Annotated in this window: 14 protein-coding genes; 4 read left to right on the plus strand and 10 right to left on the minus strand. The window is 63.9% G+C overall.

Annotated elements, in window-relative coordinates; genetic code table 11:
* The first annotated feature begins 136 nt into the window (after positions 1-136).
* The 4 genes from VSR72_RS19610 (at position 137) to VSR72_RS19625 (ending at position 5,929) form a co-directional block, all read left to right on the plus strand.
* On the plus strand, positions 137-3,124 hold the full coding sequence (locus VSR72_RS19610) for a ribonucleoside-diphosphate reductase subunit alpha (RefSeq protein WP_342954010.1): 2,988 nt from the start codon (positions 137-139) through the stop codon (positions 3,122-3,124).
* A gap of 553 nt (positions 3,125-3,677) precedes the next feature.
* Positions 3,678-4,901, plus strand: a complete 1,224-nt coding sequence (locus tag VSR72_RS19615; RefSeq protein WP_028207823.1) for a ribonucleotide-diphosphate reductase subunit beta — start codon at positions 3,678-3,680, stop codon at positions 4,899-4,901.
* A gap of 93 nt (positions 4,902-4,994) precedes the next feature.
* Positions 4,995-5,321: a hypothetical protein gene (locus VSR72_RS19620; protein WP_342954011.1), complete on the plus strand. Its 327-nt coding sequence runs from the start codon at positions 4,995-4,997 to the stop codon at positions 5,319-5,321.
* Positions 5,322-5,350: 29 nt separating this feature from the next.
* A complete protein-coding gene (locus VSR72_RS19625) occupies positions 5,351-5,929 on the plus strand; it encodes a histone H1-like DNA-binding protein (protein WP_254356853.1) in 579 nt (192 codons plus the stop codon).
* Positions 5,930-6,199: 270 nt separating this feature from the next.
* Here VSR72_RS19625 and VSR72_RS19630 read toward each other — a convergent pair whose 3' ends face one another.
* The 10 genes from VSR72_RS19630 to VSR72_RS19675 all read right to left on the minus strand — a co-directional run bounded on the left by VSR72_RS19630 (position 6,200) and on the right by VSR72_RS19675 (position 14,676).
* Positions 6,200-6,676: a glycine zipper 2TM domain-containing protein gene (locus VSR72_RS19630; RefSeq protein ID WP_342954012.1), complete on the minus strand. Its 477-nt coding sequence runs from the start codon at positions 6,674-6,676 to the stop codon at positions 6,200-6,202.
* Between the two features lie 43 nt (positions 6,677-6,719).
* On the minus strand, positions 6,720-7,661 hold the full coding sequence (locus tag VSR72_RS19635) for a carbohydrate kinase family protein (RefSeq protein WP_201700612.1): 942 nt from the start codon (positions 7,659-7,661) through the stop codon (positions 6,720-6,722).
* Positions 7,662-7,748: 87 nt separating this feature from the next.
* Positions 7,749-8,249: a thiol peroxidase gene (gene tpx, locus VSR72_RS19640; protein WP_342954013.1), complete on the minus strand. Its 501-nt coding sequence runs from the start codon at positions 8,247-8,249 to the stop codon at positions 7,749-7,751.
* Between the two features lie 106 nt (positions 8,250-8,355).
* Complete coding sequence (locus tag VSR72_RS19645; protein ID WP_342954014.1) at positions 8,356-9,696, minus strand: zinc-ribbon and DUF3426 domain-containing protein; 1,341 nt, start codon at positions 9,694-9,696, stop codon at positions 8,356-8,358.
* Positions 9,697-9,832: 136 nt separating this feature from the next.
* Positions 9,833-10,729: a 50S ribosomal protein L11 methyltransferase gene (gene prmA, locus VSR72_RS19650; protein WP_342954015.1), complete on the minus strand. Its 897-nt coding sequence runs from the start codon at positions 10,727-10,729 to the stop codon at positions 9,833-9,835.
* Between the two features lie 3 nt (positions 10,730-10,732).
* Positions 10,733-12,100: an acetyl-CoA carboxylase biotin carboxylase subunit gene (gene accC, locus VSR72_RS19655; protein ID WP_254356851.1), complete on the minus strand. Its 1,368-nt coding sequence runs from the start codon at positions 12,098-12,100 to the stop codon at positions 10,733-10,735.
* Positions 12,101-12,247: 147 nt separating this feature from the next.
* On the minus strand, positions 12,248-12,712 hold the full coding sequence (gene accB, locus VSR72_RS19660; RefSeq protein WP_342954016.1) for an acetyl-CoA carboxylase biotin carboxyl carrier protein: 465 nt from the start codon (positions 12,710-12,712) through the stop codon (positions 12,248-12,250).
* A gap of 97 nt (positions 12,713-12,809) precedes the next feature.
* Complete coding sequence (gene aroQ, locus VSR72_RS19665; RefSeq protein ID WP_342954017.1) at positions 12,810-13,262, minus strand: type II 3-dehydroquinate dehydratase; 453 nt, start codon at positions 13,260-13,262, stop codon at positions 12,810-12,812.
* A gap of 194 nt (positions 13,263-13,456) precedes the next feature.
* The gene (locus VSR72_RS19670) at positions 13,457-14,020 is read right to left on the minus strand and encodes a TlpA disulfide reductase family protein (RefSeq protein WP_342954018.1); all 564 of its coding nucleotides are present in this window, start codon (positions 14,018-14,020) and stop codon (positions 13,457-13,459) included.
* A gap of 11 nt (positions 14,021-14,031) precedes the next feature.
* Complete coding sequence (locus tag VSR72_RS19675; RefSeq protein ID WP_342954019.1) at positions 14,032-14,676, minus strand: UDP-N-acetylmuramate--alanine ligase; 645 nt, start codon at positions 14,674-14,676, stop codon at positions 14,032-14,034.
* Between the last annotated feature and the right edge of the window lie 155 nt (positions 14,677-14,831).

Genomic DNA, 14,831 nt, shown 5'->3' on the forward strand with positions numbered 1-14,831 from the left:
TTGTCGCATCCGGCAGCCTCGCCAGGCTGGACTTTTTTCTCTGCCCGATCGAGCGTGCACACGGGGGCACGACGTCGGCGTCCGTACTAATCCGCGAACTCTCTTCGCACCTTTCCAGGACCCAGGAGCTTTGCACATGCAAACGACCGATAACGTCTCGACCCGGTATGAAGGCGCGCCCGCGCACACGCTGGGTGGCCAGCCGCAAGACGGCCAGACGAGCGCGCAGCAGTTCGCCGACCATAAGGTGATTCGCCGCAACGGTAGCGTGGTGTCGTTCGAACCTTCGAAAGTCGCGATCGCGATGACGAAGGCCTTCCTCGCCGTGAATGGCGGCCAGGGCGCGGCTTCGGCGCGCGTTCGCGAGCTCGTCGAACAGCTCACGCAGAACGTCGTGCGCGCACTCGTGCGCAGCCGTCCGAACGGCGGCACGTTCCATATCGAAGACATCCAGGATCAGGTCGAACTCGCGCTGATGCGCGGCGGCGAGCACAACGTCGCGCGCGCCTACGTGCTGTATCGCGAGAAGCGCAACCAGGAGCGCGCAAACGCGCCGGAAACGGCAGCGCCTGCAGCACCCGGTATCAACGTCACGGACAACGGCGTGACGCGCCCGCTCGACATGCAAGCGCTGCGCGCGCTGATCGTCTCGTCGTGCGACGGTCTCGGCGACGCGGTCAACGCTGACCCGATCGTCGCGGAAACGGTGAAGAATCTGTACGACGGCGTGCCGATGAGCCAGGTCTACGACTCGGCCATCCTCGCGGCTCGCACGATGATCGAAAAGGACCCGGCGTATAGCCAGGTGACCTCGCGCATCCTGCTGCACACGATCCGTCGCGAAATTCTCGAAGAGGAAGTGACGCAAGCCGAAATGGCCGTGCGTTACGCCGACTACTTCCCGCAGTTCATCAAGCGCGGCGTCGAAGCCGGCCTGCTCGACGATAAGCTCCAGCAGTTCGACCTCAAGCGTCTCGGTAATGCACTCGACGCGAACCGCGACCTGCAGTTCGGCTACCTCGGCCTGCAAACGCTGTACGACCGCTACTTCCTGCACGTCGGCGGCACGCGCATCGAAATGCCCCAGGCATTCTTCATGCGCGTCGCGATGGGCCTCTCGCTCAACGAGATCGACCGCGAAGCGCGCGCGATCGAGTTCTACAACGTGCTCTCGTCGTTCGACTTCATGTCGTCCACGCCCACGCTGTTCAACTCGGGCACGCACCGCTCGCAGCTCTCGTCGTGCTACCTGACGACGGTTGCCGATGACCTCGACGGCATCTACGAAGCGCTCAAGGACAACGCGCTGCTCTCGAAGTTTGCCGGCGGTCTGGGCAACGACTGGACGCGCGTGCGCGCGCTCGGTTCGCACATCAAGGGCACCAACGGCAAGTCGCAAGGCGTGGTCCCGTTCCTGAAGGTGGTGAACGACACGGCAGTGGCCGTGAACCAGGGCGGCAAGCGCAAGGGCGCGGTGTGCGCGTACCTGGAGTCGTGGCACCTCGACATCGAAGAATTCCTCGAGCTGCGCAAGAACACGGGCGACGACCGTCGCCGCACCCACGACATGAACACGGCGAACTGGATTCCCGACCTGTTCATGAAGCGCGTGATGGAAGGCGGTGAGTGGACGCTGTTCTCGCCGTCGACCTGCCCGGATCTGCACGACCTGTTCGGCGCGGATTTCGAAAAGGCTTACGTCGCTTACGAAGAGAAGGTCGCGCGCGGCGAGATCAAGCTGTTCAAGAAGCTGCCGGCCGCGCAACTGTGGCGCAAGATGCTCGGCATGCTGTTCGAAACGGGTCACCCGTGGATCACGTTCAAGGATCCGTGCAACATCCGTTCACCGCAGCAGCACGTGGGCGTCGTCCACTCGTCGAACCTGTGCACGGAAATCACGCTGAACACGAGCGACAGCGAAATCGCCGTGTGTAACCTGGGCTCGGTGAACCTGGTCGCGCACATGGTCGAACAGGCCGACGGCACGTTCGCACTCGACCACGACAAGCTCAAGCGCACCATCAGCGTGGCGATGCGCATGCTCGACAACGTCATCGACATCAACTACTACGCGGTGTCGAAGGCGCGCAACTCGAACCTGAAGCACCGTCCGGTGGGCATGGGCATCATGGGCTTCCAGGACTGCCTGCACGTTCTGCGCACGCCGTTTGCTTCGCAAGAAGCCGTGGAGTTCGCCGACCGCTCGATGGAAGCCGTCTGCTACTACGCGTACTGGGCGTCGACGGAGCTGGCAGCCGAGCGCGGCCGCTACTCGACCTACCGCGGCTCGCTGTGGGATCGCGGCATCCTCCCGCAGGACACGCTCAAGCTGCTGGCCGAAGCACGCGGCGGCTATGTGGAAGTCGACTCGAGCGAGTCGATGGACTGGACGTCGCTGCGCGAGCGCATCGCACAGCACGGTATGCGCAACTCGAACTGCATCGCGATCGCACCGACCGCGACCATCTCGAACATCATCGGCGTGTCGCCTTGCATCGAGCCGACGTTCCAGAACCTCTATGTGAAGTCGAACCTCTCGGGCGAATTCACGGTGGTGAACGACTACCTCGTTCGCGACCTGAAGGCGCGCGGCCTGTGGGACGAAGTCATGGTCGCCGACCTGAAGTACTTCGACGGCATGCTCTCGCGCATCGACCGCGTGCCGGCCGATCTACGCGCTGTGTATGCAACGGCGTTCGAAGTCGACCCGACGTGGCTCGTCGAAGCCGCATCGCGTCGTCAGAAGTGGATCGACCAGGCGCAGTCGCTGAACATCTTCATGGCGGGCGCATCGGGCAAGAAGCTCGACGAGATCTACAAGCTCGCATGGGTGCGCGGCCTGAAGACCACGTACTACCTGCGCACGATGGGGGCGACGCACGTCGAGAAGTCGACGGTTGCGCACGGCGCGCTCAACGCGGTGCCGACGGGCGGCGAAGGTGGCGGCAATGCAGGCGGCGCGTTCGGCGGCGCATCGGGTGGTGCATTCGGCGGTGCAGCAGGATCGACCACGATGCAGGCCGCGCCGGTTGCCGCTGTCGAAGCGGCACCGGAAGCAGATGGTCCGGTGTGCATGATGCGTCCGGGCGATCCTGGCTTCGAAGAGTGCGAGGCTTGCCAGTAAAGCTGGCTGCGCATGATGCGTGCGGTGCAACGCCGCGCGCATCATGCGAGGACCGAAGCATCAGTAGTAAACAGTAGTCAGTCGTAGCGAGATGTAACAACGAAAGAGGCGCGCGCAATGCGCGCCTCGCGAATCTCCCGGCAACTCGCGGCGCGCGCGTTGCAGTACGCGAAAGAGGCAACAGGAAGGAATCCCTGGAGTTTCGCGCAGGGACAAGACTCAAGGCCGCGCGAGCTTCCAGCGCAGCGCGCGGCAAGCAGTGAGCGGCGAGTGAAAACGCACTCGCAGCGCGAACGAAAAGCGCGCGGCGAACATCGTCTTTCACACACGCTCTCGATGTCGCGAAGACCTTCGAAGCACATCGCACACGCGAAGTGAGCACGACGAATCAGTGCTCTCTACGCAGTGCTCGCACGATGCAATCGACACGATGCGATAACAAAGTGTTGTATCGAGGTCGCAACGCGAATCGAAAACAGGATTTTTCGTGTGCGAACCCTTTTATCGCTCACGAAAAGATGGTACAAACCGATCTAAATTGATGGTGACATTTATGCTCAACTGGGATGACGAGATCACGGCCGTAACTCCGTCGAGCGGTGCGCAGCAAAACGCAATGCGCAACCCCGCGGGTCAGGCTGTCCAGGCTGCCGAGGTGCAGTTTGGTCTGCGTTCCGCTCCTCAGGCTTCTACGGCGACCAACATCTTCGCCAGCGACTTCGCCGTCGCACCGCCGCCGCAAGCGCCGGTCTCGACCGAAGCGCGCGTGAATGTCGCCGACAAGCGCATCATCAACGGCCAGACCGACGTGAATCAGTTGGTCCCGTTCAAGTACAAGTGGGCTTGGGAAAAATACCTGGCGGGCTGCGCGAACCACTGGATGCCCCAGGAAATCAACATGTCCCGCGACATCGCCCTGTGGAAGGACCCGAACGGTCTGACCGAGGACGAGCGCCGCATCGTCAAGCGTAACCTCGGCTTCTTCGTGACGGCCGACTCGCTCGCCGCGAACAACATCGTGCTCGGCACCTACCGGCACATCACGGCGCCCGAATGCCGCCAGTTCCTGCTGCGCCAGGCGTTCGAAGAGGCGATCCACACGCACGCCTACCAGTACATCGTCGAGTCGCTGGGTCTGGACGAAAGCGAGATCTTCAACGCGTACCACGAGGTCAAGTCGATCCGCGACAAGGACGAGTTCCTGATCCCGTTCATCCAGACGCTGACTGATCCGTCGTTCAAGACCGGCACGCTCGAAGCCGACCAGAACCTGCTCAAGTCACTCATCGTGTTCGCCTGCATCATGGAAGGCCTGTTCTTCTATGTGGGCTTCACGCAAATTCTCGCGCTCGGCCGCCAGAACAAGATGACCGGCGCCGCGGAGCAGTACCAGTACATCCTGCGTGACGAGTCGATGCACTGCAACTTCGGCATCGACCTCATCAACCAGATCAAGCTTGAAAACCCGCACCTGTGGACCCCGGCGTTCCGTGCGGAGATCACCGAACTGTTCAAGCATGCGGTCGACCTCGAGTACCGCTACGCCGAGGACACCATGCCTCGCGGCGTGCTCGGTCTGAACGCATCGATGTTCAAGAGCTATCTGCGCTTCATCTGCAACCGTCGTTGCCAGCAGATCGGTCTCGATCAGCTGTTCCCGAACGAAGAGAATCCGTTCCCGTGGATGAGCGAGATGATCGACTTGAAGAAGGAACGCAACTTCTTCGAGACGCGCGTGATCGAATATCAGACGGGCGGTGCGCTGTCCTGGGAATAACCCGGGCGCACTGCGGTGCAAGTCTATTGGGGTTGCCGGAGGCGGCGCGCGAGCCGCCTCGACCGGCATGACGATTAGGAGCAGGAACGCCTGATGCAAAGCATGCCCGGAGCCAGGTTGGCTCATCGACGTGACAGGCACTTTGCGAACCCTTCAGAGGGATGGGCAAACTTCCCCCCGGAAAAGCGCGCTGGCTTCGCGTGTAGTGAGGCCGCCGCTTTCAACGAACGTTGCCCGGTGTCGGTAGCCGACGCCGGAATGACTCGGCGCGCTGTGCCTCGTGGCACGGCGCGCCTTACCGCATTCATTAGCGTAAGCGCGCGGGACCAGCGTACGCCGATGAATAGCCCGCTTCGCAGCGTGCGCCGTGAGAAGCGTTCGCGGGAAGCGGGTTTTGACGAAGGGTGTAGTTTGAACTGACTCTCATCTGAACCTGAAGGAGAAAAAAAATGGCTACTGCCAAGAAGAAACCGGCGGCTAAGAAGGTCGCAGTGAAGAAGGTTGCAGCGAAGAAGGCAGCTCCGGCGAAGAAGGCCGCAGCGAAGAAGGTCGCGGTCAAGAAGGTCGCAGCGAAGAAAGTCGCCGTGAAGAAGGTTGCTGCGAAGAAGGCAGCGCCGGCGAAGAAGGCCGCAGCGAAGAAGGTTGCAGCCAAGAAAGTCGCCGTGAAGAAGGTTGCTGCGAAGAAGGCAGCACCGGCGAAGAAGGCCGCAGCGAAGAAGGTTGCAGCCAAGAAAGTCGCCGTGAAGAAGGTTGCTGCGAAGAAGGCAGCACCGGCGAAGAAGGCCGCTGCCAAGAAGGTCGCAGCGAAGAAGGTTGCTGCCAAGAAGGCGCCTGCGAAGAAGGCCGCTGCCAAGAAGGCTGCGCCTGCGAAGAAGGCTGCCGCCAAGAAGGCTGCCAAGAAGGCACCTGCGAAGGCCGCTGCCGCACCTGCTGCCCCTGCTGCGCAACCGTCCGCGCCCGCAGCAACGGTCAAGACTGCCCTGAATCCGGCCGCAGCATGGCCGTTCCCGACCGGCAGCCGTCCGTAAGCAGTCCGAGACGAAGCGCGCAGGCTACATCGTTCGCGCGCTTCGTTGGCCGGGCCGGGCGGCATGACGCGCAAGGCTCGATCCCGATCCCGTCGCTGGGTTGTCCGCGGCGGGATTTTTTTCGTCTGGACTTCGTAATAATCGACGTCGGGGGCGCGAGGTCGCGCTCATGCCGCGCGTGGGCATGAAAAAAGGCGCATGCACAGGGGAGCACATGCGCCTGAGGTTCCGCATCCGGCGCGAGGCGCCGCTGCGGTACAGGGGAAAGCTTTAGTGCGTGACGCGCGTCACGCCGCCGCTCGAGAGCAGCCGCACACGGTCGCCCGCGTTGAAGACTTCGCCGGTCGCCGTTTGCGTGATGGCGCGGTAGTCGCCGTTGTCGAGGCGCACTGTGACCTCGAGGCCGTCGCGCATCGCCACGCCGTTCTCCACCGCGTTGCCGGCCACGGCGCCCGCAATGCCGCCGATGATGCCGGTCACGATTGAGCCCGTGCCGCCGCCGATCTGGCTGCCGGCCACCGCGCCGAGCGCACCGCCACCGATTGCGCCGAGTCCGCTAGGCTGGCCGTTGTTCGAGCTGATCTTCACTGCTCGCACGCTTTCGACCGTGGCCATACGCACCGTCTGCTCGCGCTGGGCCTGCGAGGCCGTGTACACATCGGCGGAACTGCTGTTATACGCGCAGCCCGACATCACGAGCGACCCCGCGATCACGGCTGCAACCATCAGACGACTTGTTATTTTCATTCCCGTAGCTCCAATGGGAGCCGTTCGTGTGCGGCTCCCGCGTTCAGTTCGGCAGTTCGTACCCGAATGCCTCCTTGAACCGTTCGTTGATCTGCGCCCGCGTGGGCGCATAGTTTTGCGGACCGAGATGCTCGATCTTGAGCGCGCCCATCAGGCTTGCGAGACGCCCAGTGGTTGCCCAGTCGAGGCCGTTCTCGATGCCGTAGAGCAGGCCGCCGCGGAAAGCGTCGCCGCAACCGGTCGGGTCGAGCACCTGAGCGGCCTTGACCGGAGGAATCTCCTCGATCTTGCCGCCGTGGTAGATCTGCGAGCCGTGCTCGCCGCGCGTGATGATCAGCGCGTCGACATGGCTGGCGATTTCGTCGAACGACCAGCCGGTGCGATGGCTGACAAGGTTGGCTTCGTAGTCGTTGACCGCTACGTAGGTCGCAAGTTCAATTGCGCGTCGCAACGACGCACCGTCGAAGAGCGGCAGACCCTGACCCGGATCAAAGATAAACGGCACGCCAGCCTTCGCGAACTGCTCGACGTGCTGAACCATGCCGTCGAAGCCGTCCGGCGCGACGATGCCGAGCTTGATGCCGGGCGCTTCGTCGGCGCGGTTCAAATGCGATTGCATCATCGCGCCCGGGTGGAACGCGGTGATCTGGTTGTTCTCGAGGTCGGTCGTGATCATCGCCTGCGCGGACCACGTGTCGTCCAGCACGCGCACGTGCGCCTTCGAAAGGCCGAGCGTGTCGAGGCGTTCGAGGTAGGGGCGCGCGTCGGCGGCGCCAAGCGTCGCCATGATGCGCGCGTCGCCGCCAAGCAGATGCAGCGAGTACGCGATGTTGCCGGCACAGCCGCCGAACTCGCGGCGCATCGTCGGCACGAGAAAGCTCACGTTCAGGATGTGCACCTGCTCGGGCAGGATGTGCTCCCGAAAGCGACCTTCGAAGGTCATGATGTTGTCGTAGGCGAGCGAGCCGCAGATCAGCGTAGCCAAGGCGGGAATTCCTGTAGGGCGTGGTAGGGGGAGGGGCGGCGCACCGGCCTCGAAACGAAGGCTCTGAGAGTGTGCGCCGCCGCCGGATTACTTCAGCGCGGCGAGTGCGGCGTCGTAGTTCGGTTCGTTCTTGATTTCGCTCACGCGCTCGGCGTGCAGGACGTTGTCGTTTTCGTCGAGCACGACGACGGCGCGCGCGGTCAGGCCGGTGAGCGGGCCGCTCGTCACGTCCACGCCATAGGCTTGCGCGAATTCATGGCCGCGGAAGGTCGAGGCCGTCACGACGTTGGCGATGCCTTCGGTCGTGCAGAAGCGCGTAGCGGCGAACGGCAGGTCGCCCGAGATCACGACGACTGCGGTGTTGCTCAGGCCAGCCGCGGCTTCGTTGAACTTGCGCGTGGAGGTGGCGCAGGTCGGCGTGTCGAGGCTCGGGACGATGTTCAGTACCTTGCGCTTGCCGGCGAAATCGGCGAGCGAGACAGGCTTCAGATCCTTGCCGACGAGCGAGAACGCCGGGGCCTTCTGGCCGACGCTCGGGAACGTGCCGGCGACGTCGATCGGGTTACCGCCTAGCGTGACTTGACTCATGATTTGCTCTCCGGGAATGCATGTTGTGGTGAATGGCGCGCCCGCGCGAAGCGGGACGCCGGGAAACGCGCGGGGCACGCCAGTGCGCCCGCGCAAAGACGGAAAATCAGGGGTAGAAAATTTCGATGCGGAAGTTCGACGCCACCACGTCGCCCGTATCGAGCCGCACGATCATGGTCTGCGTGGTGCGTGCGGGCAGACCGGCTTCAATGGACGTGCCGGGCGTGACGTAGTCCTGCGGCCACAGCACGCGACGCACGACGATGTTGTTCTGCCTGTCGAGCAGCGAAAGCTCGATGGCGGGGTACGCGAGCGCCACGTTGAAGCGGTTGCGCAGCGGCACCTTCAGTTCGAGGTGATGCGGCTCGTTGTCGACCTGGCGCAGATCGGACGGCTCGACCAGCAGGCCGTCGATGTCGCGCGGCGGCAGCACGCGGCAGCCAAGTTGCTCGCACGCCTGCTGATAGAGCGGCTGCGAGTCGGGCCAGTAGACCATGACCGTTTCGCGCTGCCACCACGCGAGCTGCACGACCAGCAGCGCAAGCAACAGAATGGCGATGAGCGTGCCGAGAATGCGCCAGACGATGCCGCGCGAGCCGCGCGCTCGGGCTGGCGCTTCGCGGGTGACGGCGAACGGTGAGGCGCCGTCGTTGGGCGAGAGCGCGCTGAATGCGGGCTCGGGTGCGGCTTCGCGGGTGCGCGGGCCGAGCGCGGGCTCGGGATCGGTCAGGCGCGCCGCAGCAGATGCTTCGTTCGCCGAAAAGGTCGGCTCGGCCGGGCCGCTCTTGCCCAGGTTCGGCTCGCTGCGCGTCCAGCGCTCGGCGGGCGGGAAGGGCTCTGCGGCTGCGGGCTGCTGGGGCACCGGTGCTGCTGCGGCTGCTGGCGCCGCCTGCGCTGATGACGCCGGCGCAGGCGGTGCATCTTGTGGCGCGCGGCTAAGCGTCGGTTCGTCGTCGAAGATGATCCGCGACTCGACGCCGGGCGTGACACCCGGCGTGGCGCCATGGGCAAAGCCCGGCCCCGGCATTTTGTCGGCCTTGTATTTCAGGCTCGGATCGAGCTGGCTGTTCTCCGGCGGCGCCCACGGGTCCCAGGTGCGATTCGTGAAATTGGGTGTGGCGCTCAGCTGCGGAGGCGGCTCTTGCGACGGCGCGCCTGCTGCAGGCTGAGCCGTCTGGGAACTTTGCGTATTGAACTGCGATGCTGAGGGCGCAGCAGCGTGTGAAGCAGGCTCCGATGGCGGCGAGGTCAGGCTGGCCGCGATTTCGGCAGCAACGGGCACGGCGCGCGTGAAGTCGCCGCCTTCGGGCATCTCGTACAAACTGCCCGACGCGTCGAACGCTTCCTGACAATGTCCGCAACGCACGAGGCCGCGCCGCACGGCGAGCTGCGTGGGCTGGACGCGGAATACGGTTTCACAGAAGGGGCAGCGCGTTGCCAGAAGCATGTGGGCCGAGGATCTGGGTAGACCGGAGGATTGGTGATACCCGCATTCTACTGGCAATCCACGGCAGTCTACGACTTCGGTCTTGCCGCTTGGGGCGCGATCAGGCTCGCGCGAGCCTGATCGGAGGGGAATGGGATTACGCGCGCCGCGTGCCCGCGAGGCAGACCCAGCCTTCGTGTTCGCGCCAGACCGAGATGTCGATCCACTGCGCGTACACCTGCGCGACTTCCTCTGCCTGGCGCGCGAGGATGCCCGAAAGTGCGATGCGACCGCCCGGCTTCACGCGCGAGGAAAGCATCGAGGCCATCAGCTTGAGCGGGTTCGACAGAATGTTGGCGACGACGATGTCGAACTCGCCAGCGGGGCAGTCGTCGGGCAGGCCATAGGTGACCTGGGCGCGATTGCGCTCGCTGTTATGGCGCGCCGACTCGACGGCCTGCGGGTCGATGTCGATGCCGATCACCGGATTCGCACCGCACTTCTGCGCGAGGATCGCGAGGATGCCCGAACCGCAGCCATAGTCGAGCAGCGAATTGCCGGGCTGCACGTGCTGTTCGAGCCACTCCATGCACAAACGCGTGGTCGGGTGGCTGCCCGTGCCGAATGCGAGGCCCGGGTCGAGTTCCAGCACGAGTGCGTTCGGGTCCGGGGCATCGTGCCACGACGGCACGACCCAGATGCGCTCGCCGATCTGGATCGGGTCGAACTGCGATTGCGTCAAACGCACCCAGTCCTGCTCCTCGACTTCGCGCAGCGAGAACTTCGGCGTTTCAGTGAGACCCAGCTCGTTCGAAGCGGCCGCGAGCAGCACGGCGGGATCCTGATCGGCGGCGATCAGCGCAATCACGCGCGAATGCTGCCACGCGGTGCGATCGGGGGTGAGGCCCGGCTCGCCGAAGAGCGGTTGCTCGTCGGGCGTGTCGGCGTCGGCGTCTTCCACCGACACCGAGAGGGCGCCAAGCTCGATCAGCGCGTCGGAGAGTTCTTCCGCGCGCTCACGATCCAGCTCGACGATCAGTTCCCTGTAGCTCATGAATTACGCTTCGTCCTTCTTCACTGCCTGACGTTCGGCCAGACGGCTTTCGAGGTAGTGAATGCTCGTGCCGCCCTCGACGAACTTCGCGTCGAGCATCAGCTCGCGGTGCAGCGGGATGTTGGTCGAGATGCCTTCGACCACCATTTCCGAGAGCGCGATGCGCATGCGCTGAATGGCCTGCTCGCGCGTGGCGCCGTAGGTGATCAGCTTGCCGATCATCGAATCATAGTTCGGCGGCACGAAATAGCCATTGTAGGCATGCGAGTCGACGCGCACGCCAGGGCCACCCGGCATGTGCCACGACGTGAGACGGCCCGGCGACGGCGTGAACTTGAACGGATCTTCCGCGTTGATACGGCACTCGATCGCGTGGCCTTTCAGCTGGATGTCGCGCTGGCGGAACGAGAGCTTCTCGCCCGCGGCAATGCGGATCTGCTCCTGCACGATGTCGATGCCCGTGATCAGCTCGGTGACCGGGTGCTCGACCTGCACGCGCGTATTCATCTCGATGAAGTAGAACTCGCCGTTTTCGTAGAGGAACTCGAACGTGCCCGCGCCGAGGTAGCCCATCTTCTTGCACGCGTCGGCGCAACGGTCGCCGATGCGATCGAGCAGGCGGCGCGCGATGCCCGGCGCCGGCGCTTCCTCGATCACCTTCTGGTGGCGGCGCTGCATGGAGCAGTCGCGCTCGCCGAGCCACACGGCGTTCTTGAACGAGTCCGCGAGAATCTGGATCTCGATGTGACGCGGGTTCTCGAGGTACTTCTCCATGTAGACCTGCGGGTTGCCGAACGCACGGCCGGCTTCTTCGCGGGTCATGTTGACCGCGTTCACGAGTGCCGCTTCCGTGTGCACGACGCGCATGCCGCGTCCGCCGCCGCCGCCCGCCGCCTTGATGATGACGGGGTAGCCGATCGCGCGCGCGATCTTCACGATTTCTTTCGGATCGTCGGGCAGTGCGCCTTCCGAGCCCGGCACGCAGGGCACGCCGGTCTTGATCATGGTCTGCTTCGCCGTGACCTTGTCGCCCATCATGCGGATCGTTTCCGGGCGCGGGCCGATGAACGTGAAGCCCGACTGCTCCACACGTTCGGCGAAGTCGGCGTTCTCGGAGAGGAAGCCGTAGCCGGGGTGGATCGCTTCTGCGTCGGTGACTTCGGCCGCGCTGATGAGCGCCGGCATGTTCAGATAGCTCAGGTTCGAAGGCGCCGGGCCGATACAGACCGCCTCGTCCGCGAGCTTCACGTACTTGGCTTCCTTGTCGGCTTCCGAATAGACGACGACCGTCTTGACGCCGAGTTCGCGGCACGCGCGCTGGATGCGGAGCGCGATTTCGCCACGATTGGCAATGAGGATTTTTTCAAACATGGTGGGTATTCGACTCATCAATGGGCGTCGCAAGTCGTATGTGCAAACGCCTCAGAGGATCGGTCGCGCGCGTCGCCATCATGGGGCGCCAAACGCGACAAACGCGGCGCGGCCGAAAAAGAAGGCCGCCGCCGCGCGCAGAAAAGCTTAGGCGATCACGTAGAGCGGCTGGCCGTATTCAACTGCCTGGCCGTTCTCGACGAGGATTTCCTTGACCACGCCGGCCGTGTCCGACTCGATCTCGTTGAGCAGCTTCATCGCTTCGATGATGCAAAGCGTCTGGCCTTCCTTGACCGTGTCGCCAACCTGGACGAACGGATCGGCGCCCGGCGACGGCGCGCGGTAGAACGTGCCCACCATCGGCGAGGTCACGACGTGGCCTTGCGGCACGGCGGGCGCGGCGGGAGCCGCTGCGGCGGCTTCGCCGACATGGGCGGGCGCGGCGAGCGGAGCGCCCATGGCCGGCGCTGCATATTGCGCGGGACCCTGCACGTAAACGGGCGGCGCGTTCTTGACGATGCGCACCTTGCCTTCACCCTCGGTCACTTCGAGCTCCGAGATGCCCGATTCGGAGACGAGGTCGATCAGAGTCTTCAGCTTACGTAGATCCATGGTGCAGCCCCTTTTACTTTGAATACGTGAAGTGCCGGGGCGCGCGCGTCCCGACACGGGTTGTTGTTCAGGTATTGACGGTCATCCGGCGCGGGAATCAGGTCGCCGACCGGGCAGCGAGCCGGTCGAGCGCGTATTCGAGCGCGTAGAGATAACCCTTCCAGCCGAGGCCGCAAATCACACCTTCGGCCTGGTCGGAAAAATACGAGTGATGCCGGAAGGCCTCGCGGCGATGCACGTTCGACAGGTGAATCTCGACGAACGGGATGCCGACGCCTGCCAGCGCATCCCGGATCGCGACGCTCGTATGCGTGTACGCGGCCGGATTGATCAGGATGAAGTCGGTTTGCTCGGTGCGGGCCGACTGAATGCGGTCGACCAGCGCGCCTTCGTGGTTGCTCTGGAAGGTCGCGAGCTCGACGCCGGCGTCCGCTGCACGGTCCGAAAGCGCCTGGTCGATCTGCGGCAGCGTCACGCGCCCATAGACCTCCGGTTCCCGGGTGCCGAGAAGATTGAGGTTGGGGCCGTGCAGAACCAGCAGTCGCGTCATGGTCGCTTGTTTTTCCGTGGAATTGCGCGAACTTTAGCGCCGATTAGAGAAATTTGTGTAGTTTTCCGATAAGGGGATATGGCCCTGACAACCTCTTGCTACGAGGGTCTGGGTCGATCTTCAGCCAAATGACAGGATTTTCACGGTAAAACCAGCGATACGACGCTTAAGATCTTGTCAGACGATCTGCTGCGTCAAAGCGCGTCGAGCGTGCGCCGAAGCTCGTCCGGCTTGATTTGCCCTAATTTTGTCGCACGAACGGCGCCGTTCGCGTCGATTACCACCGTGTAAGGTAAGCCGCCCGCGTTGTTGCCGAACGCGCGCGCGACGTCCGCGCCGCCAAATCCGGCGATGTAGATCGGGTAATCGACAGGCACCTTCTTGAGGAACGCCTTGATGTTCGTCGCCGAATCCACGCCCACGCCGACGAACTGAATGCCCTTCTTCGCGTACTCACGCTGGAGCACGGAAAGCTCCGGCATTTCCTCGACACACGGACCGCACCACGAGGCCCAGAAGTTGACCACGATCGGCCGGCCTTTGTAGATGGCGAGCGATTGCGCCTTGCCGTCCGGGTTCGTGACCGCCGCCGACCAGAGCTGGCCGACCGCATTCTGCTTGCCGCTCGCCGAAGCCGTGTTGCTGCTCACCGACGCCGCGTCGGCGCTGCCGCTCGTGGCCCAATGCCCAGCCAGTATGCCGCCGCCTGCGGCGATTGCCGCCACTGCCACGCCGGCCAGAATCCGCTTCGTATTCATCGCTGCCGTTTTCAGGTTGTGGAAGAAGTGGCGCCGCTCTCGTCAATCAGCGCCTGGAGGGCTTGCGCGTTGGCGCGTGGCAGCCTGCCACGCGCGTCGGCGCGCACGGCGCCGCGCAAGTCGTCCGTATTGTAGAGCGCAACGTGTATGCCTACCGGCTCTTCGGCGCGTGACGGACGCCACATGAAGCTGAGCGTTTCCACGAAGCCGCGCGCCGCGAAATGGCGGGTTTCCGACACGTCGTACTGCACGTTCGCATTCAGGAGCCAGATCGCGACATCCTTCGCGTTGTCACAAAAAATCTGCAGATGGATGTCGGAGTGCTCGCCCGCCGTGCCGTTGAGCACCGCGCCGGTCAGGAACGGGTTGAACGCCTGGAGCCGCTGCATCCAATCCAGCGCGATTTCGCGCAGGCGCCGCAGCACGGCCGGCTGGCTGTCGCTCTGAAAGAGGGCCTGATATTCGCGGATCTCTTCCTCGATCTGATCGTTGTCGGGCAACCAGGTGCCTTCGATGCGCGTTTCCCCCACCACCTGCCGGGCTGCCTTGCGTTTGGCGGTGGCGTAGTCGAGGCCGTCCTCGGCGATCATCCTTGCTGCCGCGATGGCGATTTCCTCGCGCACGCGCTGGGGATCGAAATGTGATCTGCGAACCATCTTCTAATGATACTAGAGATCGCCCTGGGCTCCTGACGGCGGCCACTGAGCCGCGCCCACTGCCGGGGTGCCCTGGGATTTTCCGTCGGCGCGGGGGCCGAGGTTGCGTCAATAGGGCTCGGGGCCTCGGGTACAATACCCGTCTTGCTGCGGCG

This window comes from Paraburkholderia sp. JHI869, assembly GCF_038900775.1.
In the GTDB taxonomy this organism is placed as follows: Bacteria; Pseudomonadota; Gammaproteobacteria; order Burkholderiales; family Burkholderiaceae; genus Paraburkholderia.

Coding starts and splice junctions, on each gene's coding strand:
- prmA (WP_342954015.1), bottom strand. CDS start 10,729: ATGAGCTACAGGGAACTGATCGTCGAGCTGGATCGTGAGCGCGCGGAA.
- accC (WP_254356851.1), bottom strand. CDS start 12,100: ATGTTTGAAAAAATCCTCATTGCCAATCGTGGCGAAATCGCGCTCCGC.
- accB (WP_342954016.1), bottom strand. CDS start 12,712: ATGGATCTACGTAAGCTGAAGACTCTGATCGACCTCGTCTCCGAATCG.
- VSR72_RS19670 (WP_342954018.1), bottom strand. CDS start 14,020: ATGAATACGAAGCGGATTCTGGCCGGCGTGGCAGTGGCGGCAATCGCC.
- VSR72_RS19610 (WP_342954010.1), top strand. CDS start 137: ATGCAAACGACCGATAACGTCTCGACCCGGTATGAAGGCGCGCCCGCG.
- VSR72_RS19630 (WP_342954012.1), bottom strand. CDS start 6,676: ATGAAAATAACAAGTCGTCTGATGGTTGCAGCCGTGATCGCGGGGTCG.
- VSR72_RS19625 (WP_254356853.1), top strand. CDS start 5,351: ATGGCTACTGCCAAGAAGAAACCGGCGGCTAAGAAGGTCGCAGTGAAG.
- VSR72_RS19675 (WP_342954019.1), bottom strand. CDS start 14,676: ATGGTTCGCAGATCACATTTCGATCCCCAGCGCGTGCGCGAGGAAATC.
- VSR72_RS19615 (WP_028207823.1), top strand. CDS start 3,678: ATGCTCAACTGGGATGACGAGATCACGGCCGTAACTCCGTCGAGCGGT.
- VSR72_RS19645 (WP_342954014.1), bottom strand. CDS start 9,696: ATGCTTCTGGCAACGCGCTGCCCCTTCTGTGAAACCGTATTCCGCGTC.
- tpx (WP_342954013.1), bottom strand. CDS start 8,249: ATGAGTCAAGTCACGCTAGGCGGTAACCCGATCGACGTCGCCGGCACG.
- VSR72_RS19620 (WP_342954011.1), top strand. CDS start 4,995: ATGCAAAGCATGCCCGGAGCCAGGTTGGCTCATCGACGTGACAGGCAC.
- aroQ (WP_342954017.1), bottom strand. CDS start 13,262: ATGACGCGACTGCTGGTTCTGCACGGCCCCAACCTCAATCTTCTCGGC.